This window comes from Delftia acidovorans SPH-1 (assembly GCF_000018665.1).
In the GTDB taxonomy this organism is placed as follows: domain Bacteria; phylum Pseudomonadota; class Gammaproteobacteria; order Burkholderiales; family Burkholderiaceae_C; genus Comamonas; species Comamonas acidovorans.
In genome coordinates, this window is record NC_010002.1 from 2,055,566 (window position 1) to 2,080,486 (window position 24,921).

A 24,921-nucleotide genomic window follows, 5' to 3' on the forward strand; every position below is an offset into this window, starting at 1 on the left:
ATGGTGCGCGTGAGCTTATCAAAATTCACACCAAATACCGTGTGATTTGCGACAAGCCGGGCGCATTTGCCAAGTGGCGCAAACCCGCGCTGGCTGCGGCATCCGCAAGACCTGTGGCAGCAGGCGCAGCACTGCCCGGCGGCTCATTTGCCGATTGAATGGCGCAATCATCCGTTTGAATTTGACGGCTTGCCCGGCAGGCCTTGAAATGGCATGAGAGACAAAGCGCCAGCGGACCGGACCGCGCCGCTCCCCACAACGAAAGCCAGCAGGGACACCCATGCCAGCCACACAAGGGAAGATCATTCCCATTGCCGTCCTCAATGCCGCTGCTGCCGGCAGCGCACTCGGCGCCCATGAGCGCGAGGCCGTCGAGCACGCCATTGCCGTCCATGCCCGGCGCCCCGGCCCCCTGATCGAGTTGCTGCATGCCGTGCAGGACATGCTGGGCCATATCCCCGAAGCCGCCGTGCCGCGCATCGCCGATGCGCTGAACCTCTCGCGTGCCGAGGTGCATGGCGTCATCTCCTACTACCCCCATTTCCGCAGCACGCCAGCGGGCCGCCATGTGCTGCAGGTCTGCCGCGCCGAGGCCTGCCAGTCGCGCGGTGCCGACGCGCTGCTGGCCCACGCAGGCCAGGCGCTGGGCTGTGGATCGAGTGGGCACGGGCACGAGCATGGAACCAGTGCCGATGGCGCCGTCACGCTGGAGCCGGTCTACTGCCTGGGCCTGTGCGCGTCATCGCCTGCCGTGATGCTCGATGGCCAGCCCCATGCGCATGTCTCGGCCAACGGACTGGATGCACTCATCGCGCAATGCCGCCAGCCGGAGCAGGCCGGCGAGCCGGCGGCCCCGCCTGCGCATGCAGGGGCAGGGGCAGGCCCCGGCGTGCGCGTCTATGTGCCCCGCGATGCCGCCGCGCTTGCCGTGGGCGCTGACGCCGTGGCCGGCGCCCTGCAGCGCGAGTGCGCGGCGCGTGGCCTTCAGGTGCAGATCGTGCGCAACGGCTCGCGCGGCCTGCTGTGGCTGGAGACCCTGGTGGAAGTCGAGACGCCCGAAGGCCGCGTGGCCTACGGCCCGGTCACGGCCGATGCGGTGCCGGGCCTGATCGATGCCGGAATGCTGCAGGGCGGCAGCCATGCGCTGTGCCATGGACTGACCGAGGCCATTGCCTACCTGGCGCGCCAGGAGCGCCTGACCTTTGCGCGCGTGGGCGTCATCGATCCGCTGAACCTGGCCGACTATGCGGCCCATGGCGGCTGGCAGGGGCTGGAGCGCGCGGCGCGCATGGAGCCCGCGGCCATCGTGCAGGAGGTGCTGGATTCGGGCCTGCGCGGCCGTGGCGGTGCGGCGTTTCCGGCCGGCATCAAATGGAAGACCGTGGCCGCCGCAGCGGGGCCGCAAAAGTACATTGCCTGCAATGCCGACGAGGGCGACTCGGGCACCTTTGCCGACCGGCTGCTGATGGAGGGCGATCCCTACACGCTGATCGAAGGCATGGCCATCGCGGGCCTGGCCGTGGGCGCCACGCAGGGCCTGGTCTATGTGCGCAGCGAGTATCCGCATGCCGTTGCCACCCTGCGCGAAGCCATTGCGCGTGCCGAGGCCGCAGGCTGGCTGGGCCGCGACGTGGCCGGCAGCGGACGGGCCTTCCACATGGAGGTGCGCAAGGGCGCGGGCAGCTATGTCTGCGGCGAGGAAACGGCCATGCTGGAGAGCATCGAGGGCCGGCGCGGCATTGTGCGCGCCAAGCCGCCGCTGCCGGCCATCGAGGGGCTGTGGGGCCGGCCCACGGTGATCAACAACGTGATCACGCTGGCCACGGTGCCGATGATCCTGGCGCGCGGCGCGGCCTTCTACCAGGGCTTCGGCATGGGCCGCTCGCGCGGCACGCTGCCGTTCCAACTGGCCGGCAACATCGCGCGTGGCGGCCTGGTGGAAAAGGCCTTCGGCCTGAGCCTGCGCGAGCTGGTGGAAGACTTCGGCGGCGGCACGGCCACCGGCCGCACCGTCAAGGCCGTGCAGGTGGGCGGCCCGCTGGGCAGCTATGTGGCGCCCGCCGACTGGGATGCGCCGCTGGACTACGAGGCCTATGCCGCCAAGGGCAATGTGGTGGGGCACGGCGGCATCGTCGTGCATGACGACACGGCCGACATGGCGCAGCTGGCGCGCTACGCCATGGAGTTCTGCGCCATCGAGTCCTGCGGCAAGTGCACGCCCTGCCGCATCGGCTCCACGCGCGGCGTGGAGGTCATCGACCGCATCGTGCGCGCCGGCGCCGACCCTGCTGCCCACGCCGGCCACGCCGGCCAAGTGGCCCTGCTGGAAAGCCTGTGCGACACCATGCAGCACGGCTCCATGTGCGCCATGGGCGGGATGACGCCGTATCCCGTGCGCTCGGCGCTGAACCACTACTCCCAGGACTTCGGCATCGAGTCCACCACGGCCGCAGCGGCTGCCTGACCGGAGAACACCATGCTCGACCACTTGAAGCAAGCCGACTGGGGCACGCCCGCCAGCCCGTCCGAACGCCTGATCACCCTGGAGATCGACGGCCGCGAGGTCTGCGTTCCCGAGGGCACCTCGCTGATGCGCGCTGCCATGGAAGGCGGCGTCAGCGTGCCCAAGCTGTGCGCCACCGACAGCCTGGAGCCCTTCGGCTCCTGCCGCCTGTGCCTGGTGCAGATTGAAGGCCGCAAGGGCTTTCCGGCCTCGTGCACCACGCCGGCCGAGCCCGGCATGAAGGTGCGCACGCAAAGCCCGCAACTGCAGGAGCTGCGCCGCGGCGTGATGGAGCTGTACATCTCCGACCATCCGCTGGACTGCCTGACCTGCAGCGCCAACGGCGACTGCGAACTGCAGGACATGGCCGGCACGGTGGGCCTGCGCGAGGTGCGCTACGGCTTCGACGGCGCCAACCATTTCAAGGGCCAGGCGCGGGCCGAGGTCGATGTCTCCAACCCGTACTTCAGCTACGACCCCAGCAAGTGCATCGTCTGCAACCGCTGCGTGCGCGCCTGCGAGGAGACGCAGGGCACCTTTGCGCTGACCATCTCGGGCCGGGGGTTCGAATCGCGCGTCACGGCGGGGCAGGGCGGCAGCTTCATGGACAGCGACTGCGTCAGCTGCGGCGCCTGCGTGCAGGCCTGCCCCACGGCCACGCTGCAGGAAAAGACCGTGACCGAGCTGGGCCAGGCCGGGCACAGCGCCATCACCACCTGCGCCTACTGCGGCGTGGGCTGCGGCTTCAAGGCCGAGATGAAGGGCGAGCAGGTCGTGCGCATGGTGCCCTGGAAGGACGGCCAGGCCAACGAGGGCCATGCCTGCGTCAAGGGCCGCTTTGCCTGGGGCTATGCCACGCACAAGGACCGCATCACCCGGCCCATGGTCCGCGCGAAGATCACCGACCCCTGGCGCGAAGTGAGCTGGGAAGAGGCCATTGCCCACACGGCCCGCGAGTTCCGCCGCATCCAGGCGAAGCACGGCAAGGATTCCATTGGCGGCATCACCTCCTCGCGCTGCACCAACGAAGAGGCCTACCTGGTGCAAAAGCTGGTGCGCACGGCCTTCGGCAACAACAACGTCGATACCTGCGCGCGCGTGTGCCACTCGCCCACGGGCTATGGACTGGGCCAGACCTATGGCACCTCGGCCGGCACGCAGACCTTCAAGTCCATCGAGCACACGGACGTGGTCATGGTCATCGGCGCCAATCCCACGGCCGCGCACCCGGTGTTCGGCTCGCGCATGAAAAAGCGCCTGCGCGGCGACGGCCGGCGTGCGGGCGCCAAGCTCATCGTCATCGACCCACGCGAGATCGAGCTCGTCAAGTCACCCCACATCCGCGCCGACTACCACCTGCAACTGCGGCCCGGCACCAACGTGGCCATGATCACCTCGCTGGCCCATGTCATCGTCACCGAAGGCTGGCTGGCCGAGGACTACATCGCCGAGCGCTGCGATGCCAAGTCCTTCGCGCAGTGGAAGGAATTCGTGGCCCGGCCCGAGAACTCGCCCGAGGCCATGGCCGAGGTCACCGGGGTGGCGCCTGACCTGGTGCGCGGCGCCGCGCGCCTGTATGCGCTGGGCGCCGAGGACCATCCAGCGGGCCGCCCCGTCAACGCGGCCATCTACTACGGCCTGGGCGTGACCGAGCATGCGCAGGGCTCGACCATGGTCATGGGCATTGCCAACCTGGCCATGGCCACGGGCAATGTGGGCCGCGAAGGCGTGGGCGTGAACCCGCTGCGCGGCCAGAACAATGTGCAGGGCTCCTGCGACATGGGCTCCTTCCCGCATGAGCTGCCCGGCTACCGCCACATCTCGGACAGCACGGTGCGCGCCGAGTTCGAGGGGGCCTGGGGCGTGGCGCTCAGCCCCGAGCCCGGGCTGCGCATTCCCAACATGTTCGAGGCGGCCCTGGCCGGCAGCTTCATGGGCCTGTACTGTGAGGGCGAGGACATCGTGCAGTCCGACCCCAACACCCAGCATGTGACGGCCGCGCTCTCGGCCATGGAATGCGTGGTGGTGCAGGACATCTTCCTCAACGAAACCGCCAAGTACGCCCATGTCTTCCTGCCAGGCGCTTCCTTCCTCGAAAAGGACGGCACCTTCACCAATGCCGAGCGCCGCATTTCGCGCGTGCGCAAGGTCATGGCGCCGCTGGCCGGCTATGCCGATTGGGAGGTCACCCAGCTGCTGGCCAATGCGCTGGGCTACGCCATGCACTACACGCACCCGAGCGAAATCATGGCCGAGATCGCCGCGCTCACGCCCAGCTTCGCGGGCGTGAACTACGACAAGATCGACCGGCTGGGCAGCGTACAATGGCCCTGCAATGACAGCACCGAAGAGGCCGGCACTTCCATCATGCACAGGGACCGCTTCGTGCGCGGCAAGGGCCGCTTCATCATCACCCAGTACGTGGCCACCGACGAGAAGGTCACCCAGCGCTTTCCGCTGTTGCTGACCACGGGCCGCATCCTGTCGCAATACAACGTGGGTGCCCAGACCCGGCGCACGCACAACAGCCACTGGCACAGCGAGGACCGGCTGGAAATCCATCCGCATGACGCCGAGGACCGCGGCATACGCGACGGCGACTGGGTCGGCATCGCCAGCCGCGCGGGCGAGACCGTGCTGCGCGCCACCGTCACCGAGCGCATACAGCCCGGCGTGGTCTACACCACCTTCCACTTTCCCGAATCGGGCGCCAACGTCATCACCACCGACAGCTCCGACTGGGCCACCAACTGCCCCGAATACAAGGTCACGGCCGTGCAGGTGCTGCCCGTCCCCCAGCACGCCCAGCCGTCCGACTGGCAGCGCGGCTTTGCGCGCATGCACGAAGAGCAGATCGGCCTGTTGCAAGCCGCGCAGGCAGGCAGCATGGCCGTGGCGGGAGGCAAGTGATGGACAGCGCGAACCTGGTCCGCATGGCCAACCGCATCGGCGAGTTCTTCGAGGCCATGCCCGAGCGCGAAGAGGCCCTGCAGGGCATCGCCGAACACATCCGCAAATTCTGGGAGCCCCGCATGCGCGCCGAACTGGCCCGCGTGCTGGCCAGCCCCGACGAGGCGCAGGCGCTCAAGCCCATCGTGCGCGAGGCGCTGGTGCTGCATCCGCTGGGCCATCCTGCCTAGCAGGCCGGTCCGGAGGATGGCTACGTCCGGCCGATGGCCGCCAACACCCGTCGCAGATCGATGAACATCGTGGTGGTGGCCGTTGGCCCATCGGTGCTGGTGCCTATGGGCAGAAAGCCCTTTGCCGCATAGAAGCGCACGGACTCTGGCTTGGCATCCACCACCAGAAAACGGCAGCCCGTGTATGGCATGACATGGTCCGTGATCAGGGCAATGACAAAGTCCACCAACTGGCTCCCAACCCCCTGGCCTTGCAGGCTGGTATCCACGGCCAGCCGGGCCAGCTTGATGGCCGGATAGTCCTTGTAGCGAAAGCCGTCCAGCACGGCCGGTTCGTCGAACTGTTCGACGGCCACATGGGTGCACAAGGTCGTGATGTAGGCCAGAACCTTGGTCTCGCCTTCCGGCACCAGGACGAAGGTGCGCGCAAGATGCTCCTGATGGAGCTTCTTGGCTTCTTTGCGCAGAAAGGATTTGAGAGGGGCGAATGCCTCGCTGCCCAGGCTCAGCGCGTTGCAGCCGTCACCCGAGGCCAGTTCGCGCAGCTCGAAACCCACGGCTCAGTCTTTGCCCTTGAGGGGTTCGCCGGTCGGCTTGAGCTTGATCCGGACCGTGCCATCCCTTGTGAAGGTGGTGGCAAGCTTGCGGCCATTGCGTGCGGATGACACAGCAGCCTGTGTGCCCCGGCCATGCGCAAGCCTCCGTGTGAGAGCTTTCGCTTCATCACCGGAAACCGTGACCGGGCCGAGAAAGTTGCTGTGAACTGCCATCGGCGCAGTCTAGCAGTTTGGTGACAGAAGCAGCCTGCATGTGCGCTGATCTGTCACCAATGCCATGGTTTCTGCCATGCCAGGAGGGCGGCACTGCGTCAGCCAAAGCACTTCTTCTTCGCCATCTCCCGCGCCAGCGCCACAAAGCCGGCAGCCGCTGGCGACAGCCGTTCCATGCTGCGCACGGCCAGCCCGGTGACGCGGCGCTGGCGGGGCGAGAGGCTGCGATAGACCATGCCTTCGGGCGCCTGCTCGGGCACGGCCAGGCGCGCGGCAATGGCAATGGCGTGGCCCTGGGCCACGAAGCCCTGCATGGAGGACATCTGCTCGAAGTGGTAGATGGCCGCAGGCTGTGCGCCGGCCTCGGCCAGGAAACGGTCGATGTGCGCGCCCGACCCGGCCGAGGTGCGCACAAAGGCCTCGCCCTGCAGGTCGGCGGCGCGGATGCTGCGCTGGGCCGCCAGCCGGTGCGATGCGGGCAGCAGCGCCACCAGTTCGTCTTCCACCAGGGGCACGGTCTCGAAGCGCTCGTCGGGCAGCACGACGAAGCCGATCTCCACGCGCCGCTCCAGCAGCCACTTGACCACGGTGTCGTCGTTTTGCTCGTCGATCTGCACCAGCACGGCGGGCTGGCGGCGCCGGTACTCGGTGATCAGCGGGGGCAGCAGCCGCAGCGAAGAGGTGGCGCCGAACGAGGCCACGCGCAGCGTGCCGCGCGCCATGCCGCGCTCGGCATCGGCCTCCTGCCGCAAGGCCTCCTTTTGCTGGAGGATGTCGTTGGCGCGCTGCAGCAGCCGCGTGCCTGCGTCGGTCAGCGGAGAGTGGGGGCCTTCGCGCCGCACCAACTGCACCTGCAGCTCACCTTCCAGCGCACGCAGGGCATGGCTGACGGCGCTCTGGGTAATGCCCAGCAGCGCGGCTGCGCGCGAGAAACTGCCGGCGCGGGCCAGCGCCGCGAACACTTCGAGCTGGGTGAAGGTCATGGGATCACGTTGTCCAGGTCATGAGCATTCGCTCATTTGTCTATGAATCGATATGAGCACATAGTACGCGCCATGAATTTTCAACGCTTCTTCGGTCCCCACCTGCGGCTTGTCGGCATGGCCCTGCTGTGGGGCGCTTCCTGGCCTGCAGGCCGCGTGGTGGCACAGAACATGCCGCCGCTGGCCGCCGCCAGCCTGCGCTTCCTGCTGGCCGCCGCCGTGCTGCTGCCCTGGCTGTACTGGGCCGGTGGCATGGCCGGTCTCAGGCACTGGAGCGCCAAACGCTGGCTGGGCATGGCGGCCGCTGGCGCCACGGGCGTGTTCGGCTATGCGGCCTTTTTCCTGATGGGGCTGCAGCATGTGCCGGCCGGCAAGGCGGCCCTGGTGATCACGCTCAACCCCGTGCTCACGCTGGCGCTGGCGGTCTGGTTGTTCGGCGAGCGGCTCAACCGCACCATTGCCCTGGGCATGGCGCTGGCGGCCTGCGGCGCCGTGGTGGTGATCTCGCATGGCCAGCCGCTGGCGCTGCTGCAGGGATCGGTGGGCGCCGGAGAGTTGCTGATCCTGGGCTGCGTGGTGTGCTGGGTGACCTACACCCTGATCGGCCGCTGGCTGCTCACGGGTGTCGATGCGCTGTCGGCCACGGCCGTGACCTCGACCATGGGCGCGGCCATGCTGCTGGTGGCCAGTCTGGTGGTGGAAGGGCCGGCCGGCCTGCAGGCTGCCGTGCTTGGCAACGCAACCGCCTGGGGCGCGCTGGCCTTCCTGGCCTTCGGCGCCACGGCGCTTGCCTATGCCTGGTATTTCGACGGCGTCAAGGCGCTGGGTGCGGGTGCGGCCTCGGGCTACATCACCCTGGTGCCCGTGATCGGCGTGGCGCTGTCGGCGCTGTGGCTGGGCGAGAGCATCGATGCCAGCATCGTTCTGGGCGGCGGCATGGCCGTGGCCGGCACGGCGCTGATGAACTGGGGGCGCAGGCCTGCGGCTGCGGTGCACGTGGTTGCCAAGCGCACCGCAGTCCAGAGCTGAACCGACCCCGTCCGGTTCAATCCAGCGAGGCGCCCGAGGTGCGCACGCGCTCGCCCTGCACCTGGTAGTCGCGCGCCAGGAAGTCGCGGTATTCGGCGGGGCTGGAGGCCACGGCCACGTAAGAGAACGCGTCCACCTGGGTCTTGCGGAATTCGGGCTCCAGCAGCACGCGGCGCACATCGGCGGCGATCTTCTCCACCAGGGGCGCCGGCGTTCCAGCCGGTGCCAGCAGGCCGATGTTGAAGACAGCCTGGATGTCGCGCACGCCGGCTTCCTTGAAGGTGGGCACATCGGGCAGGGCGATGCTGCGTGTCTCCGAGGACACTGCCAGGGCCTTGAGCTTGCCGGACTTGATGTGCTGCTCGATCACCGACACGCCCAGCACCGCTGCGTCGATCTGGCCGGCGATGACTTCGGGGATCAGCGGTGCGGCGCCCTTGTAGGGCACGTGCACCATCTCCAGCCCTTCCTGCTTGGCGAACATGGCCAGCGGCAGGTGCACGATGCCGCCCGCGCCCGATGAGCCATAGGTCAGCGGTTTGGTCTTGCCTGCCTGGCGTGCCTGAGCGATGAACTCCTGCAGCGTGCCGGCCTTGGAGCTCTGGGGCACGAAGAAGACCATGGGCACGCTGATCAGGCGGGAGATGGGGGCGAAGTCCTTTTGCGGGTTGTAGGGAAGCTTCCTGTACAGGTGCGGGTTCATGGTCAGCGACGCTTCGGTCGCGGCGAACAGCGTATAGCCGTCGGGTGCGCTCTTGGCCACGTACTCGGCCCCGATGATCTCGTTGGCGCCTGTGCGGTTGAGGATGACCACGGGTTGCGACCAGACCTTGTTCAGGCGCGTGGCCAGCGCGCGTGCCAGGTTGTCCACGGGGCCGCCGGCCGCGTAGGGCACGACGATGTTCACCGGCTTGGAAGGAAAGGCTGCCGGAGCCTGGGCGTGGCCCAGGGCGGGCACGAGGGCCACGGTGGCGGTCAGCAGGGTTGCGGCGATGCGATGCAGGCTGGACATGGTGCGGGAAGCGGGTACGGTGAAGCAGGCCGCACTCCAAGGGGCGGCCTGCTGTGGAACGGAAGAATCGAAAAAATGGCAGGCCGGAAGGCCCCGGAAGGTGGAGGCGCCTCAGGCGCGCACACGCTCCATGCGTGTCAGCGGCAAGGACTCGCCTTCGCTGACTGCGGGCTGCAGCACGAAGTCGAAGCGCGTGCGGACGAAAGGCGCGTTCACGCCCAGCGACTCATAGCCGGCCGGCGCCACGCCGCGCTCCAGCTCGACGATCAGGCCGTCACGCGTGGCGAAGGCGAAGTCATCGTCCAGGTAGGTATCGCCGGGCAGGTTGACCTGGGTGGTCAGCGTGCGCATGCCGGGTGCAACCACGAGAAAGTGGATGTGGGCGGGACGATGGCCGTGGCGTCCCAGCGCGTCGAACAGTTCCGAGGTGGGGCTGTTCGGCGGTATGGAGTAGCCGGGCGGCACATAGCTGCGAAAGCGGTAGCGGCCCTGGTCGTCGGCTTCTATGCGGCGGCGCAGCTCGTAGGGCTTCATGCCCGGGAAGAAGTGCGAGTAGCCGCCCTGCACATTGGCATGCCAGACATCGATGAGCGCATGCGGCAGAGGCCGGCCGTCAAGGTCCAGCACCCGTCCTTCCATCACGAAGACCTCGCCCTGGGGCTCGCCCTCGTCCAGGCGCACTTCGGCTTGCGACAGCGGTGCACCGGCCACGAACAGCGGGCCTTCGATGGCGCGCGGCGTGCCGCCCGCACGGCCAGCACGCGCATCGGCCTCGTCGCTGCGGATGTCCAGCAGCCGGTCGAAGCCCAGGCCTGCCGTGATCAGGCCCAACTGGCCGCTGCTCCCAAGGCGGCCCAGCCAGTCCACGGCGGCCCAGAACTCGTCGGGCGTGACATCCATCTCGTCGATGGTGTGGAACAGGTCGCTGACGATGCGCTGGGTCAGCGCCCGCACGCGGTCGCTGCCAGGGGCGATCTGCTTGCTGTTGACCAGATTCAGCAGCTGGTCCTGGGACAGTTCGGACATGTTTGTCTCCTCGTGGTTTTATGGGATGTCCTGGAAAAGAGAAGCGCTCAGTCCATGCTGATGTTGCGCTCCGTGATCACCTTGGTCCAGCGCACGGACTCGGCCTGCAGGTGCTTGGCCGCTTCCTCGGGGGTGGAGCCCACGACCTCGGCGCCGATGGCCTTGAAGCGTTCGAGCACGTCGGGCTGCTTCATCTCGGCTACGAAGACCTGGTTGAGCTTCTTGACGATGGCCGGCGGCGTGCTGGCGGGCATGAAGACGGCGAACCAGGGCGAGACCTCGTAGCCCTTGATGCCGGCCTCTTCCATGGTGGGCACGTCGGGCATGCTGGACGAACGCTTGGCCGTGGTCACGGCCAGGGCGCGCAGCTTGCCCGACTGGATGTGCGGGCGCGCCGAGGTGATGGAGTCGAACATGTAGTTGACCTGTCCGCCCAGCAGGTCGGAGACGGCCGGGCCCGATCCCTTGTAGGGGATGTGCAGGATGTCCACGCCGGCCAGCGAGTTGAACACTTCGCCTGCCAGGTGGATGGAAGTGCCGTTGCCGGCCGAGGCATAGGTCAGCTTGCCGGGCGAGGCCTTGGCGGCGGCCACCACGTCGGCCACGCTCTTGACGTTGGGCTGGGTGGAGTTGGTGACCAGGATGTTGGGCACCACGGCCAGCACGCCCACGGGGGCGAAGTCCTTGATCGGGTCGTAGCTGAGCTTGCGGTACAGCGGCTTGTTGGTGGCCATGCCGATGGAGGTGATCATCAGCGTGTAGCCGTCGCCGGGCTGCTTGGCCACGAAGTCGGCGCCGATGTTGCCGCCGGCGCCGGGACGGTTCTCGATCACGAAGGGCTGGCCCAGCGTGCGGCCGGCTTTCTCGCCCAGGGTGCGCGCAATGGCGTCCATGGCGCCGCCCGGCGGGAAGGGCACGATCCAGCGGATGGGCTTGCTGGGCCAGTTGGCCTCGGGGGCCTGCGCATGGGCGGCGGGCATCACGGCGGACAGGCACAGGCCTGCGGCTGCGGCGGTCAGAAAACGGCGTTTCACATTCACTTCAGTTGTCTCCGAAAAATTTGGTCTTGGTTTGGGCTGTGCTCAGGCGATGGCCGAGGGATGCCTTGCCAGCGGCGTGACCTGGATGTCCATGTAGGGGAACAGCGGCAGGCCCTGCAGCAGCTCGTGCAGCTCGTCGTTGGAGGCCACGTCGAACACGCTGTAGTTGGCGTACTCGCCCACCACGCGCCAGATGTGGGGCCAGCGGCCGTCGTGCTGCAGCTGCTGGGAATAGGCCTTCTCGCGGGCCTTGATCTCGGCTGCCACGTCGGCGGGCAGGTCGTGGGGGATCTTCACGTCCATGCGGACCAGATAAAGCATGTTTGTCTCCAGGAGGAATGAAAGGAATTCAGGTCGCAGCCCCGGTCCGGGCCTGCCCCATGTCGAAGTGCTGCGGCTGGCTGCCGGCCAGCGCGCGGTCGAAACGCGCGAGTTGCTGCAGGTCGATCTCCACGCCCAGTCCGGGCCCGTCGGGCAGTTGCAGCTCGAAGTCGCGGATGGCCATGCGCTCGGTGACGATGTCGTCCACCAGCAGCTGGGGGCCGAACAGCTCGCAGTTGTAGTGCTGCCCGCCCAGCGTGGCAAAGACATGGGCCGAGGCGGCCGAACCGATCGAGGTCTCCAGCATGGTGCCGCCGTACCAGCCGATGTCGGCCGCCTGGGCAATGGCCGCCACCTTGCGCGTGCGCAGCAGGCCGCCGTGCTTGGCCACCTTGAGCGAGAACACATGGCTGGCCTGCTCGCGCGCCAGGCGCATGGCGTCGTAGGGCGTGCACACGCTCTCGTCGGCCATGACCAGGGCGCCCTGCAGCGTGGCCGTCAGCTCGCGCAGCGCGGGCACGTTCCAGCCGGCCACGGGCTGCTCGATCAGGGTCACGCCGGCATCGATCAATTGCGGCAGAAAGCGCCGCGCCGTGGCGCCGTCCCAGGCCTGGTTGACGTCCACGGTCAGCGTGGCGCGTCCCTGCAGGCCGCGCGCGATCTCGCTCACATGGGCCACATCGGCCTCAGGCGTGCGCGCGCCGATCTTCATCTTGAAGATGCGGTGGCGCTTTTGTTCCAGGCGCAGATGGGCCTCGGCCAGGTCGCGCTCGATGTCGCCGCTGGCCAGCGTCCAGGCCAGGGGCAGGCTGTCGCGCTGCTTGCCGCCCAGCAATTGCCACAGCGGCAACTGCAGGCTGCGGGCCACGGCGTCCATCAGCGCGATCTCCACGGCGCTCTTGGCAAAGGCATTGCCCTTGCAGGCCAGGTCCATGCGCGAGAGGCAGGCCTCGAAGCGCGCCCCGTCCTGGCCGATCAGGCTGGGCGCCAGGTGGTTGGTGATGGCGTGGTGGATGCTCTCGGGCGATTCCTCGTTCCACGACGGGCCGCCGATGGTGGCGGCCTCGCCAAAGCCCGTGGCGCCATTGCGCAGCCACAGCTGCACGATCACCGGGCTTTGCCGGCTGATGGAGCCGAACGACAGCTTGTGCGGACGGATGGTGGGAATGTCGAGGATCCGCGCCTCGATGCGCTCGATCAGGAAACGGTCTTGCATGGCAGTGGCGTGTGTCTTGGCTGGCGGCGGCTGCCGGCGATGGACACAAGCGTAAATCCATGCATTGTGTGGATCTATTGAATTATTTGTGAGAAATCATTCGATGGTGTCGATGATTTAGGCGTGGCGGCGCCGGGCGTCTCGCCCGGGGCCGCCGGTGCGCCACCCCTGCCGCTACAGCAACTCCGCCGGCCGCGTCTCCGAGGCGCCGGTGCGGCAGGGCAGGGTGATGCGAAACAGCGACCCGCCTTCGGAGCGGTTGCTGGCGGCGATGGTGCCGTCCATGGCGTCGATGATCTTGCGACAGATGGCCAGGCCCAGGCCGGTGCCGCCCGAGCCGTTGCGGGTTTTGCTGGACTGCACGAAGGGCTGGAAGATCTTGTCCAGTTCCTGCGGCGGAATGCCCGGCCCCTGGTCGGAGACGGCGATGCAGATATCGCCCTGCTCATCGATGCGGCCCTGCACATCGATGCGCCCGCCAATGGGCGAGAACTTGATGGCATTGGCCAGCACGTTGCGCACCACCTGCTGGAAGCGCACGGGGTCGGCCTTGGCGATCAGCGGCGTGTCGTCGAGCTCCAGCCGCAGGTCGATCAGCTTTTGCTGCTGCTGCGGCTCGAGCTCGCGCACCACGGGCCGGATCAGGCTCCTGAGGTCGGTGCGCTCCACGTGGATGGTGCCCACGGCGCTTTCCAGCTTGGCCACGTCCAGCAGGTCGTTGACCAGGGCCAGCATGCGTATGCCCGCCTCGTGGATGTCGTTGAACATGTCGGCCATGGCGGGATTGCCGCGCGAGCGCAGGCCGCCGAGCTCGGCAAAGCCCATGATGGACTGCAGCGGGGTGCGCAACTCATGGCTCATGTTGGCCACGAATTCCGATTTCACGCGGAAGGCCTCTTCGGCCGCGTCGCGGGCTTCGCGGGTGGCATGCTCGGCTGCGCGGAATTCGCTCACGTCCACAAAAATGCTGAGCACGCCGGTGATCCGGCCCTGGGCGTTCTTCACCGCGGCCTTGGAGATCTGCACATCGCGGTAGCTGCCGTCCACATGGGGCAGCCGGGCCTCCACCATCATGCGCTGGCCCGAGCGCATCACGACCTGGTTGCTGCGCATCTGCAGCAGGGCATCGTCGCGCGCGTGCAGGCCCTTTATCTCGTGGCCGAGCACGGCGTAGCGGCCCCGGCCGAAGAAGTCCTCCCAGGCCTTGTTGACCAGGGCCACGCGCTGGTCCGCGTCGGTGACCAGCATGGGCAGGGGCGTGGTCTCGAACAGCAGATGCTGGAAGGCCAGCTGGGTCTGCAGTTCCTGCTGGGCCTTCCAGCGGGCGGTCACGTCCACGGCGCTGCCGGCAAAGCCCACCAGCTGGCCGTCGCGCAGCAGGGGAACCACGGCGATGTCGCAGAGCATCTCCCGGTTGCCCGGCAGGCGGAACATGGCCTGGCAGTTGCGCGGTGCCAGCCGGGCCAGGGGATCGAGCAGGGCCTGGATCTGCGCCAGGTACGAGCCGTCCACGATGTTCTCCAGCGGCTGGCCCACGGCCTCGGCGCTGGGCTGGCCGGTCAGTTGCTCCCAGCGCGCGTTCACGAAGGTCAGCAGTCCCTGGCTGTCGGTGCGAAAGATCAGCTCCTGCACGCTGCGCATAAGCACGGCCATCTCATGCTCGCTGCGGGCCAGGCGCGCCTGTGCCTGCTCCATGGCCTGCAGTGCCGACTTCTGGACCCTGCGGGTCTTGAGCACCGACCAGCTCAGTCCCAGCACCAGGCCCAGCAGGGCCACGCCGGCCACGAAGAAGGCAAAGGCGTTGTCCCGCCAGCGCGCCACCATGGCCGCGTAGGGCTCTTCCACCACCAGCAGCAGCGGCCAGTTGCGCACGGTGCGGAACGACACGATCTGGTGGCGCCCCAGCATGCCCGCGCCGATGTAGGAGCCGAATTCGCTGTGCGGCAGCCATTCCTGGAACAGCGGCGTCTGCAGCGCGGCGGCCGTCTGCACGCCCGTGCCCTCATTGGTGCTGGCCAGGGGCCGGCCGTCATAGGTCAGCAGCACGGCCTCGTAGCTGAGGGTCTCCAGCGTGGACTGGTAGAAGTTGGCCACGGCGTCGGGATTGATCAGGGCCACCAGCACGGCGGGCATGCCGTTGTCCTGGTGGAAGGTCAGCAACTGCGGCAGAAAGGACACGCCGCGCGGCGTCGGATGCGCCCGTGGCGCCAGCGACGACAGGCTGCGGCCGGGCACCAGCCGGCCCAACTGGGGCTTGCCGGGGATGAGGACGGCCGCCTTGTCGTGCAGCAGATCCTGCGTGTCGATCTGCTGGCCGGCCTCCCCGGCCTGGGTGCTGGCCAGGATGAGGCCCTTGTCGTCGATCAGCGCCATGCTGCGCAGGTAGGGCAACTGGGCGATCAGCAGGGCCATGGCGGCCTCGCGCGCGCCGCGCCCACTGCCTGCGGCCACGATGGCCGGGTTGTGCGCCAGGCTGGCCAGGGCCATTTCGGTGTTCTCGAAGGTCTTGGCCGTCTGGTCCTCCAGCACGCGGGCCAGCAGCGCGGCCTGGGACTTGCTCTGGTCCGCATCGGCATGCAGCTGGCTCCAGACGAAGAGCACCAGTCCGGCGAGCACGCACAGTGCAAAGGTCAGCACCAGTGCCTTGATGTGGGCACTGCGCCGGGCTCCGAGAAAATGATGCGCGGCAGCTCGTTCAGACATGATGAAGGTGCTCCATCGGAAGTTTCAGGGCGCGACGATGGCGGTCAGGCCGTTGTGGCGAGCGGCCCTGGCCAGGCGGCCGTCGCGCTTGATGTCCGAGACGAACTGGTTCAGGCGCGCCAGCCACTGCGCGTCGGCAGGGCTGGCCGCATAGCCGTAGGGCAGCACATGGAAGGGCTTGGGCGGCGCGATCAGCTGCACCCAGTCCGAGCTGTCCAGCAGCTTGCGGCTGTACGGGTAGTCGGTCATGAACACGTCCACGCGCCCGGCCATGAGTTCCTTTTCGCGGGTTTGCGGCGGCTCCACCAGCACCAGGTGCGCATGCCTGAGCGACTCGCGCATGACCGGCTCCATGAAGGTGCCGCGCTGCACGGCCACCTGCACGCCGGGCTGGTCGATTTCGGCCCAGCTGCGCACGGCGGGGTTGCTCTTGGTGGTGATGCCGTAGATATCGCTGCTCAGGTAGGGCTGGGTGAAGCGCAGCTGCTGCTGGCGCTGCGGCAGGATGCCGACGGCGAACATGGCCACGTCGCAGCGCGACTCCAGCAGGTCGGGCACCAGCCGCGAGAAGGACGAGTCCACATGCTGCAGCCGCGCGCCCAGGTCCTTGGCCAGCTCTGCCGAGAGCTCCGCGTCGATGCCCGTGAGCCTGCCCGTGCGTGCGTCACGGTAGGTGATGCCGTAGTAGTCGGGCCAGATGCAGACCTTCAGAGTGTGGCTGCTGGCCACGCGGTCCAGCACCTCGCCGGCCCGTGCTGCGCCAGGCCCCATGGCCAGCACCGCCACCCAGACCGGCACCAGTGCCAGCAGCAGCGCCTGTACAACGGGCAGCACAGCGGGCAGCACAACGGCCTGCACGGCGGCCCGCACCAGCGCGGACAGGCGCGCGGCGTTCCCGGACGGTATCTGCCATCGGCCCGCGGCGGCCTGCGTGTGCATCGTCATCAGTCGCTCCTGTAAAGACTGGCCAGGGTCTCCAGCAGCCGGTTCGGGCTGAAGGGCTTGAGCAGGTATTCGTCGGCACCGGCATTGAAGCCCGCCTCGCGGTCCTGCGCACTGCCCCGGGCCGTCAGCAGGATCACCCGCGTGTGCCGCAGGTCGTAGGAGGTCTTGATGCGGCAGCACACCTCCAGGCCGTCCAGCGTGCCCGGCATCATCATGTCCAGCAGCACCACGTCGGGCTGGCTGCGCTGGGCCAGGGCCCAGGCTTCGTCACCGGTCGGCGCCTCCATGACTTCGTATGCGCTGGACTCCAGCGTCATGCGCAACAGCTTGCGGATGTCGGCTTGGTCTTCGGCGATCAGTATCTTCTTCATGGCGGGCCTTTCGCAACGCAGTTGAAGGGTTCTGCGTTGGATTGAATCATAAATATCAAATTCATCAAATTTGTATTGAATTTTTTAATCGTATTTGATGCAAAATTGCTGCCATGTCCGAGAACAGCACCCCACCAGGCCAAATTCCGCACTACACGACCGCTGAGGTGGCCAAGCTGCTGGGCATGGCGGTGCGGTCGGTTCAGCTCATGGTCGATCGCGGCGATCTGGAGGCCTGGAAGACCCCCGGGGGGCACCGGCGCATCACGCGCGCCTCCGTGGAGCGCTGGCGCGGCAGGCAGGGTGATGCGGCCACCACGTCCGGGGCGCCAGCGGCGGCCCCGGCGCCCGCTCCCGCGCAGGCCGGCACGGGCCCGCGCGTGCTGCTGATCGAGGACTCCGTGCACTTCCAGAACCTGGTGCGCCTGCTGGTGCAGCGCCACTTTCCCGACGTGCAGCTGCACGTGGCGCACGACGGGATCACCGGCATGGCGCTGTACGGGCAGATCCAGCCCGACGTGCTGCTGGTGGACATCCTGCTGCCCGACATCGACGGCGCCGCCCTCATCACCACCTTGCGCACGCATGAGCAGTTCGCGCGCTGCAAGCTGCTGGTGGTCACCTCGCTGGATGCGGCAGAGCGCGAGGCCTACGCCTTTGCGCTGGGCGGCGCGCGCGTGATCCACAAACCCCAGCTCGTGCAGGAGCTGCCCGAGGCGCTGGGTGAGCTGCTGGGCAGGCAGGCAGCGTGAATCCGGCCCATCCTGCGGTCCTGCTGGTGGAGGACGATGCCTCGATTGCGCGATTCGTCACGCTGGCGCTGGAGGGCATGCCCCTCACCCTGGTGTCCTGCGCGAGTGCGGAGCAGGCGCAGAGCCTGCTGCAGAGCCAGCCCTTTGCCCTGCTGATCACCGACCTGATGCTGCCCGGCGCCTCCGGGGTCGAGCTCATCGAATGGCTGCGCAGCTCCCCGCAGGCAGGCTGCAGCGCCGTGGTCTTCAGCGCCGGCGTGCGGGCCGACGTGGCGCTGCGGCTGGAGCAACTGCAGGTCTGGGGCGTGCTGCGCAAGCCCGTGTCGGTGGCGCAATTGGTGGACTGCGTGGAATCGGTGCTGGCGGCGCAACCGGCCGGCTCGCCCGCGCCAGCCAGCGTGCAGGCTGCCGGTGCGGATGTGCCGGCGGATGGCGGCCCGGCCGCCGTCTCCAGCTACTTCGGCGGCGATGCCGCCCTGTTCCACAGCTACCGCGCCAGCTGTTTTGCGCAGTTGCCCGACGATGTGGCGCTGGGCGAAAACCTGCTGGCCGCGCGCGATGCCGCGGCGCTGCGCCGGCTGGCGCACAACCTCAAAAGCGTGCTGGGCCTGCTGGGGCACGAGCAGGCCAGCGGCCTGGCGCAGACGCTGGAGCAGGCCTGCCTGGCCAGCGACTGGGCGGGTGCCACCGATGCCTGGCGGCAACTGGGCGCGGCCCTGCTGGGAATGCTGGACGGCGCGGGCCAGCGGCCCCGGCGCGGCTGACACCGCGCCCGCCATTCCGCCATTCCGCCATTCCGCCATCCCGCCATCCCGCCATCCCGCCATCCCGCCATCCCGCCATCCCGCCATCCCGCCATCATTGCGGCGGGCTGCGCCGCACCCAGCCGTGCCAGATTCCCGCCGCCGTGGGAATGGCCAGGCAGACGTCGGCCAGCATGTCGCCAAAGCCGCCGTCGCTGAACAGGGCCGAGACCAGGCCGATGGCCGTCAGCACGCCCAGCGCGATGGGCCAGCCCCAGAGGGCGAGAAAGCCCCGGTGTTGCGCGCCGCTCATGCCGTGATCTCCTTGCCGCGCGGCGCGGGCTGCGGGGCCGGCACGCTCTTGCCCTTTTTGACCCACAGGTACAGGCCCGTGCCCAGCACGATGATGCTGGCGATGTCCAGCAGCGCCCAGAGGATCTGCATGGCCCGCCCGCCGTAGTCGCCGAAGTGCAGCGGCTGGGACACCAGCAGCGCCGTCAGATACCAGGGCAGGGCGGGCGCGGCCGTGACCTGGGCGGTCTTGGCGTCCACCAGCACGGGCAGGAACAGGCGCGAGGTCAGGGGCTCGTTGCCGCGCAGGAAGAAGGTGTGGTGGTGCGGGCTGGAGAACGTGGTGCCGGGGAAGGCGATGAAGTACAGCTTGGTGCCTGGCACCTGCTGCTGGGCGGCCTGCAGCGATTGCTGCAGCGAGGCGCGCTCCGCCACCGGCACCGTGTCCTGGCCCTGGTAGGGCGCCAGCACGCTGCTGAGCTGGTCATGCTGCCAATACTTGATCAGCAGGTCGGCCCAGGTATTGATCATGCCGGTGGCGCCCACCACGAACAGCCACACCAGGGTGACGATGCCCAGCAGGTTGTGCAGGTCCAGCCACTTCAGGCGCGGCTGGCGCGTGCGGCGCACGGTGCCGAAATCGAGCTTGCGCATGAAGGGCGCGTACAGCACCACGCCGCTGACGATGGCGATCAGCAGCAGCAGCCCCATGAAGCCCAGGAACAGCTTGCCCGGCAGCCCCGCGAACAGGTCCACGTGCAGCTTGAACATGACCCACATGAAGCCCTGGTCGAAGCGCGGCTGGGCCAGCAGTTCGGCCGTGCGCGCATCGACCACCACGGAGCGGAAATCGTCCGTGGGCGCCGGCGTGGGCGTCATGGTGACGAACCAGAGGTCATCGGTGTCGTCGGACTTGGAGACGAACTGCACCACGCGGTCCGGGTGCTGGGCGCGGGCCACCTCCAGCACCTTGTCCAGGCTGGCATGGGGCGTGCCCTGGGGCATGGGCGGGGCCTCCACCTCGGTGCCCAGCAGGTGGCCGATTTCGTGGTGGAAGATCAGTGGAAGGCCGGTCAGGCACAGCAGCAGCATGAAGACGGTGCAGACCAGGCTGCTCCATTTGTGCAACCAGGCCCAGGTCTTGATCGTGTGGCTTTGCATGGGGTGTTTTTTCTCTGACAGAAGGGGGCCTGGGGCCCCCGCCATCACCGCGCCCCCGGCGCCATGCCGGGGGCGGGGCGGTTGCCGGTGGTCGGGGGCTTAGAAGTCCACTTGTGCCGACAGCATCAGCGTGCGCGGCGCGCCCGTGGTGGTGTAGCCGGCGGCAGTCACCCAGTAGCTCTTGTTGCTGACGTTCTCCAGGCTGGCGCGCAGCACCACCGGCTTGCCGGCCACGTGGGTGCGCAGGCGTGCGCCCAGGTCCAGGCGTGTCCAGCCGGGCATGCGCAGGATGTTGGCCGCGTCGTAGTACATGGACGAGGTGTGGATCACGCGGCCGTTCAGGCTCAGGCCCTCCACCCAGGGGGTATCCCAGTCCAGGCCCAGGTTGAAGGTGCGCTCGGGCACGCCGTTGGCATCGTTGCCTTGGTTCACGCCGCCTGCCGTGCGCGAGAGCTTGGCGTTGTTGAAGGCCGCGCTGGCCAGCAGGCGCAGGCCTTTCTGGATCTCGCCGTAGGCGGTCAGCTCCAGGCCGCGGTTGCGCGTCTCGCCGCCGAAGCTGTAGACATTGGTCACCGGGTCTGTCATGGAGCCCGGGCGCTGGATCTGGTAGAGCGCGGCCTGCGTGGTCATGCGGCCCCAGTCCACCTTCACGCCCACTTCGTACTGCTTGGACTTCTGCGGCGCGAACACCTGGCCGGCATTGGCCGTATTGGGCCCGGCCGTGCCGCCTGCCGACAGGCCAGCCGTGTAGTTGGCGTAGACCGAGACATTGTTCTGCGGCTTGAACACCACGCCGGCCAGCGGCGTCACGGCGCTGGCCTTGTACAGCGTGGTGCCGCTGGCGTTCTTCTGGTCGATGGTCTGGTCGCGCAGGCCCACGGTCACCAGCACGCGGTCGCTGAACAGCGCCATGGTGTCGGCCAGCGCCAGGCTGTGCTGCGTCAGCTCGGCATTCTTGGTGGGCGCGCCGCGCACGAAGTCGATGGCAGGCAGGGGCGCGGGGTTGTAGATGTTGGAGGGGACGGCTTTGGTGGTCAGCTGGTAGAAGTAGCCGCTCTCGCGGTCCATGTAGTTGGCCGCGGCCACCACGGTGTGGCCGATGGCGCCGGTCTTGAAGCGCGTGCGCAGGCCCACGTCGGCCGAGGTGGTCTTGTTGAACTCGTCGTAGAAGCCGTTGCGCACCGTGAAGTTGCCCAGCGAGTCGATGCGCTGCACGGCCGTGGGAAAGCTCTGGTCGCTGGACACATCGCTGTAGCCCACGCCGCCGTAGACGGAGGTGTTGGCGTTGATGTCGTATTCCACACGCGAGATCACGGTCTTGGCCTTGTCCAGCAGCTCCGTGCCCGGGTTGAAGTTGGTGCGGCTGTCGGGTACGGCGGGCACCTGGGTGATGCCGGCCAGGAAGGCGCTTTGCGGGCGGAATTCCGTGGTCTTGCCGCTGGTGGTCAGCGCGTCCAGCGACCAGCGCAGGCCCTGGCCTTCGTAGTCCAGGCCCACCGATGCCAGGCCCAGGCGCTGGCGGCCGCCGTCGATATTGCCTTCGCCGTTGCGCCACACGCCGTTCACGCGCACGCCCCACTGGTTGTCTTCGCCAAAGCGGCGGCCCACGTCCAGGTGGGTGCCGAACTGGGCCTTGCCCATGTAGGTGGCGGTCAGGCGGTTCAGCGGCACGTCGCCCGCGCGCTTGGTCACCACGTTGATGCTGCCGCCGATGCTGCCGCTGGGGCCCACGCCATTGGTCAGCGAGCCGGGGCCCTTGAGCACTTCCACGCGCTCGATCACCTCCAGCGGCAGGCGCGTGGAGGGCGACAGGCCGTACAGGCCGTTCACCGACACATCGCGCATGGACAGGGAAAAGCCCCGCACCTGGAAGTCATCGCCATAGCCGCCGCGCGCCTGCAGCGTGCGCACCGAGGCGTCGTTCATCACCACGTCGGCGATGGTCAGCGCCTGCTGGTTCTCGATCAGCTCCGAGGTGTAGTTGGTCGTGCTGAAGGGCACGTTCATCTGGTCGGTCTTGCCCAGGATGCCCAGGTCGCCGCCGCGCGCGATCTGGCCGCCGGCATAGGTCTTTTGCAGTCCGCCGATGGCCTCGGCCTGGTCGCTCACCGTCACCTCCTTGAGGGCCGGGCCCTCGGCCGTCTGGGCCGCCACGCCCACGGCGGCCAGGGCCAGGCCGGCGCCCAGGCATTGGCGGATCAGGCGCGTGAGGGGGTGGGGGGCGAAGCGGAAGTCCGCAGGAGTGCTGTGGTGCGTCATGGCAGTCATGTGCAAAGGTTGGAAAAACCGTGAAGAAAAACCGGGGAAGAAAAACAGGGAAAGGAGGGCAGGCCGGCCGTGGCCCTAGAAGCGCGCGCGCAGCGACACCGTGACGTTGCGCGGATCGCCGTAGTAGTTGTTGAAGTAGGTGCTGTTGGGCGAGAACTTGGCGTAGTAGCGCTTGTCCAGCAGGTTGCTCACGTTCAGCTGCAGCGAGTAGGTGTCATCCAGGCGGTAGGCCAGCAGCGCGTCAAAAAGCGCATAGCCACCCTGGCGGGTGGTGACATCGCCCACGCTGGCGTAGGCATCGCTTTGCAGCCGCACGCCGGCGCCTGCGGTCCATCCCTGCAAGGGCCCCTTGAAGCGGTGGCTGGCAAACAGGCGCAGCGCATGGCGCGGCTCCACGGGCCGCAGCGGCTGGCCCACGTTGGCCTCGGAGGCGTCGCGCAGGTACCTGGCCTGGGTGTAGGTGTAGCCGGCCAGCACCTGCCAGCCTGGCGCTGGCTCGCCGGACAGCTCCAGCTCCCAGCCCTGGCTGCGGCTCTTGCCGCCGGCCATGAAGCAGTGGCTGGTCGGGTAGTACGGCAGGCAGGGCATGGCCGATGCCGTGTCCTGCATGGCGCTGCCCACGCGCTGGATGCGGAACACCGACACGCTGGCCTGCAGCCGGCCGTCCATGAAACTGCCCTTGAGCCCGGCCTCCAGGTCCTCGCCCCGGGCGGGCGCCAGGATGCTGCCGTCGGCGGCCTTCTTGTCCTGGGGGCTGAAGATCTCGCTGTAGCTGGCATAGGCGTCGAGCGTGTCCGACAGCGCATGCACCAGGCCCGCATAGGGCGTCAGCTCGCGGCGCACGCTGTGGCCGCTTTGGGCATTGCCGGGTTCGAGATAGCTCCACCAGCTCAGGCGCGCGCCGGCAATGGCGGTGAGCGAGTCGGTCAGCGACAGCCGGGCCCGCGCGAATCCGCCGTACTGGTGGATGTGGGACACGGGCGATGAATAGGCGTTGCCGTTGCCCTCGCTGTAGAACGGCTCGGGGTAGCTGGTGTACGGATTCCAGCCGCGGATGTCCACATTGCGCAGCGGGCTCACGCCCCAGTAGCCCGTGGCGCCCGTGCTGCGGATGCGCTGCAGGTCGGCGCCCAGCGACAGCTCGTGCCTGCGGCCCAGGGCCTCAAAGGGGCCGCTGGCCAGCAGGCTCAGCGCGTTCTGCGTGCTGCCGTCGCCGCCATAGATGGAGGTGCTCACGTCGAACAGGTAGGGATTGCTGTCGCTGGCTCTGGAAAACGAGGTCTGCTTGAACCCGTCCGACCGAAACCGCGTGTGCGCCGCCTGGGCCTTCAGTTGCCAGCCGCTGTCCAGCCGGTGCTCCAGCTCGGCAAAGGCCTGCTGGTTGTGGCGGTCCCAGGTATTCCAGGGCGTGCCCAGGTAGGTGCTGCGCGGCAGGCCGAGCTGGCTGCCGTCGGCGGCGGCGGGCAGGCCGCCCCAGGAGCCCGTGGCCTGCAGGTCCGTGTGCTGCAGGCCGGCCGTGAGCGTGGTGCGCGGCCCCAGGTCCGCCTCCAGCACGCCGTACAGGCCCAGGCGCTTTTCCTTGCGCGCGGTCTGGAACGATGCCTTGTCGTCCGCCAGCGCCACCAGCCGGCCGCGCAGCGTGCCGGCTGCGTTCAGCGGGCCGGACAGGTCGGCCTCCATGCGCTGGCGGTCCCAGGAGCCCAGCGTCAGCGCGGCCGAGCCCTGCCATTGCGCCGTGGGCCGCTTGCGCACCATGTTCACCATGGCCGAGGGCGAGCCCGCGCCACGCAGCAGGCCCGTGGCGCCGCGCAGCACCTCCACGCGGTCCAGCATGGCCGTATCGGGCTGGATGAAGGTGGAGGCCGAGGCCACCTGGTTCACATTGAGCCCGTCCACCTGCAGCGAATCGATCTGGTAGCCGCGCGAGTAATAGGCGATGCGCTCGCTGTCGATGTACTCCACCGTCACGCCCGGCGTGTGCTGCAGCACGGCATGCAGGTCGGGCAGGGCCTGCTCGTCCAGCCACTGGCGCGTGAGCACGGTCACGGGCTGCGGGATGTCGCGCACCGACTGAAGCCCCTTGTAGCCCGTGACCAGGCTGGCCGCGTAGCTGTCCGATGCCTCGGTCGTGGCACTGGCCGGCGCCGTGGCCCGGACCGTGACCGTGCCCAGAGTCTGCCCGCCCGTGCCCGAGGCCGCCGCTGGCAGCGGCCGCAGCGTATAGACGCCGCTGGACTCGCGCACCGCCTGCAGCGCCGTGCCCTGCAGCAGCCTGGCAAAACCGTCTTCCACGCCATAGCTGCCCTGCAGCCCCGGGGACTGCAGCCGGCCCAGCTGCGCGGCATCAAACGACAGCGCAACGCCCGCCTGGTTGGCGTACTGCGCGATCACATGCGTGAGAGGGCCGGCCGCAATCGAAAAGCTGCGCTGGGCTGCCTGGCCGGCCTGGGCGGACGGCGCCGCATGGACGCAGTCCGCTGCCGTGGCAACCAGCATCGCCACCCCCAGCACCGCTGCCACCCCAGCCATCCCCATGGACGCAGGCCAGCCCCGGGCGGCTGCAAGGCCGTCCTGGGGCTGGTGGGGGAGGGGGCGGGGCATGGGGCTGGGAAAAGTGGTGTGACTCCCCGTATGCCGAACAAGCCTT

The 24,921-nt window shown here is 68.3% G+C and carries 21 protein-coding genes; 6 read left to right on the forward strand and 15 right to left on the reverse strand.

The features are described 5' to 3' along the window. Positions 1-280: 280 nt before the first annotated feature. The 3 genes from DACI_RS09260 to DACI_RS09270 are packed head-to-tail and all read left to right on the forward strand — an operon-like array spanning position 281 to position 5,643. Entirely contained in the window at positions 281-2,464 is a 2,184-nt protein-coding gene (locus DACI_RS09260) for a formate dehydrogenase subunit gamma (protein WP_012203785.1), read from the forward strand. Positions 2,465-2,476: 12 nt separating this feature from the next. Beyond that, entirely contained in the window at positions 2,477-5,413 is a 2,937-nt protein-coding gene (gene fdhF / locus DACI_RS09265; protein WP_012203786.1) for a formate dehydrogenase subunit alpha, read from the forward strand. Beyond that, positions 5,413-5,643: a formate dehydrogenase subunit delta gene (locus DACI_RS09270; RefSeq protein ID WP_012203787.1), complete on the forward strand. Its 231-nt coding sequence runs from the start codon at positions 5,413-5,415 to the stop codon at positions 5,641-5,643. The genes fdhF and DACI_RS09270 overlap by 1 nt, the downstream gene beginning before the upstream one ends. 20 nt (positions 5,644-5,663) lie before the next feature. On the opposite strand, the gene DACI_RS30720 is transcribed toward DACI_RS09270, so the two are convergent. The 3 genes from DACI_RS30720 to DACI_RS09280 form a co-directional block, all read right to left on the reverse strand. Next, positions 5,664-6,200, reverse strand: a complete 537-nt coding sequence (locus DACI_RS30720; protein ID WP_012203788.1) for a GNAT family N-acetyltransferase — start codon at positions 6,198-6,200, stop codon at positions 5,664-5,666. 3 nt (positions 6,201-6,203) lie between these two features. Continuing rightward, on the reverse strand, positions 6,204-6,413 hold the full coding sequence (locus DACI_RS31900; RefSeq protein WP_128422694.1) for a hypothetical protein: 210 nt from the start codon (positions 6,411-6,413) through the stop codon (positions 6,204-6,206). Between the two features lie 98 nt (positions 6,414-6,511). Continuing rightward, on the reverse strand, positions 6,512-7,396 hold the full coding sequence (locus DACI_RS09280; protein WP_012203789.1) for a LysR family transcriptional regulator: 885 nt from the start codon (positions 7,394-7,396) through the stop codon (positions 6,512-6,514). Between the two features lie 72 nt (positions 7,397-7,468). On the opposite strand from DACI_RS09280, the gene DACI_RS09285 reads away from it, so the two are divergent. After that, complete coding sequence (locus tag DACI_RS09285) at positions 7,469-8,425, forward strand: DMT family transporter (RefSeq protein WP_043781052.1); 957 nt, start codon at positions 7,469-7,471, stop codon at positions 8,423-8,425. 16 nt (positions 8,426-8,441) lie between these two features. Here the strand turns inward: DACI_RS09285 and DACI_RS09290 are convergent, their stop codons facing one another. The 8 genes from DACI_RS09290 to DACI_RS09325 form a co-directional block, all read right to left on the reverse strand. Next, positions 8,442-9,437: a Bug family tripartite tricarboxylate transporter substrate binding protein gene (locus DACI_RS09290; RefSeq protein WP_012203791.1), complete on the reverse strand. Its 996-nt coding sequence runs from the start codon at positions 9,435-9,437 to the stop codon at positions 8,442-8,444. A 111-nt stretch (positions 9,438-9,548) separates the two neighbouring features. Then, positions 9,549-10,463, reverse strand: coding sequence for a dioxygenase family protein (locus DACI_RS09295; protein WP_012203792.1), 915 nt, complete (start codon positions 10,461-10,463; stop codon positions 9,549-9,551). Positions 10,464-10,510: 47 nt separating this feature from the next. Further along, positions 10,511-11,503 carry a Bug family tripartite tricarboxylate transporter substrate binding protein gene (locus DACI_RS09300; protein ID WP_012203793.1) on the reverse strand — a complete coding sequence of 331 codons (993 nt, stop codon included), beginning with the start codon at positions 11,501-11,503 and terminating at the stop codon, positions 10,511-10,513. A 42-nt stretch (positions 11,504-11,545) separates the two neighbouring features. Beyond that, the gene (gene catC / locus DACI_RS09305) at positions 11,546-11,824 is read right to left on the reverse strand and encodes a muconolactone Delta-isomerase (protein WP_012203794.1); all 279 of its coding nucleotides are present in this window, start codon (positions 11,822-11,824) and stop codon (positions 11,546-11,548) included. Between the two features lie 28 nt (positions 11,825-11,852). Continuing rightward, complete coding sequence (locus DACI_RS09310; RefSeq protein WP_012203795.1) at positions 11,853-13,040, reverse strand: muconate cycloisomerase family protein; 1,188 nt, start codon at positions 13,038-13,040, stop codon at positions 11,853-11,855. A 174-nt stretch (positions 13,041-13,214) separates the two neighbouring features. Continuing rightward, positions 13,215-15,743, reverse strand: coding sequence for a sensor histidine kinase (locus DACI_RS09315; protein ID WP_012203796.1), 2,529 nt, complete (start codon positions 15,741-15,743; stop codon positions 13,215-13,217). A gap of 24 nt (positions 15,744-15,767) precedes the next feature. After that, positions 15,768-16,688 (reverse strand): ABC transporter substrate-binding protein, encoded by a 921-nt coding sequence (locus DACI_RS09320; RefSeq protein ID WP_012203797.1) that lies wholly within the window; start codon positions 16,686-16,688, stop codon positions 15,768-15,770. After that, a complete protein-coding gene (locus DACI_RS09325; protein ID WP_012203798.1) occupies positions 16,688-17,059 on the reverse strand; it encodes a response regulator transcription factor in 372 nt (123 codons plus the stop codon). The genes DACI_RS09320 and DACI_RS09325 overlap by 1 nt, the downstream gene beginning before the upstream one ends. Positions 17,060-17,172: 113 nt before the next feature. Here DACI_RS09325 and DACI_RS09330 point away from each other — a divergent pair, with 113 nt between their 5' ends. Together DACI_RS09330 and DACI_RS09335 are read left to right on the forward strand one after the other, a co-directional pair. Next, positions 17,173-17,811: a response regulator gene (locus DACI_RS09330; protein WP_012203799.1), complete on the forward strand. Its 639-nt coding sequence runs from the start codon at positions 17,173-17,175 to the stop codon at positions 17,809-17,811. Beyond that, positions 17,808-18,575 (forward strand): response regulator, encoded by a 768-nt coding sequence (locus tag DACI_RS09335; RefSeq protein WP_012203800.1) that lies wholly within the window; start codon positions 17,808-17,810, stop codon positions 18,573-18,575. Before DACI_RS09330 ends, DACI_RS09335 begins: the two co-directional genes overlap by 4 nt. A gap of 94 nt (positions 18,576-18,669) precedes the next feature. On the opposite strand, the gene DACI_RS09340 is transcribed toward DACI_RS09335, so the two are convergent. The 4 genes from DACI_RS09340 to DACI_RS09355 form a co-directional block, all read right to left on the reverse strand. Continuing rightward, positions 18,670-18,867: a hypothetical protein gene (locus DACI_RS09340; RefSeq protein WP_012203801.1), complete on the reverse strand. Its 198-nt coding sequence runs from the start codon at positions 18,865-18,867 to the stop codon at positions 18,670-18,672. Continuing rightward, entirely contained in the window at positions 18,864-20,006 is a 1,143-nt protein-coding gene (locus DACI_RS09345) for a PepSY-associated TM helix domain-containing protein (RefSeq protein WP_034390826.1), read from the reverse strand. The genes DACI_RS09340 and DACI_RS09345 overlap by 4 nt, the downstream gene beginning before the upstream one ends. 99 nt (positions 20,007-20,105) lie before the next feature. After that, positions 20,106-22,274, reverse strand: coding sequence for a TonB-dependent receptor (locus DACI_RS09350; RefSeq protein WP_012203803.1), 2,169 nt, complete (start codon positions 22,272-22,274; stop codon positions 20,106-20,108). Between the two features lie 75 nt (positions 22,275-22,349). Then, positions 22,350-24,875, reverse strand: a complete 2,526-nt coding sequence (locus DACI_RS09355) for a TonB-dependent siderophore receptor (RefSeq protein WP_012203804.1) — start codon at positions 24,873-24,875, stop codon at positions 22,350-22,352. Positions 24,876-24,921 lie beyond the last annotated feature (46 nt).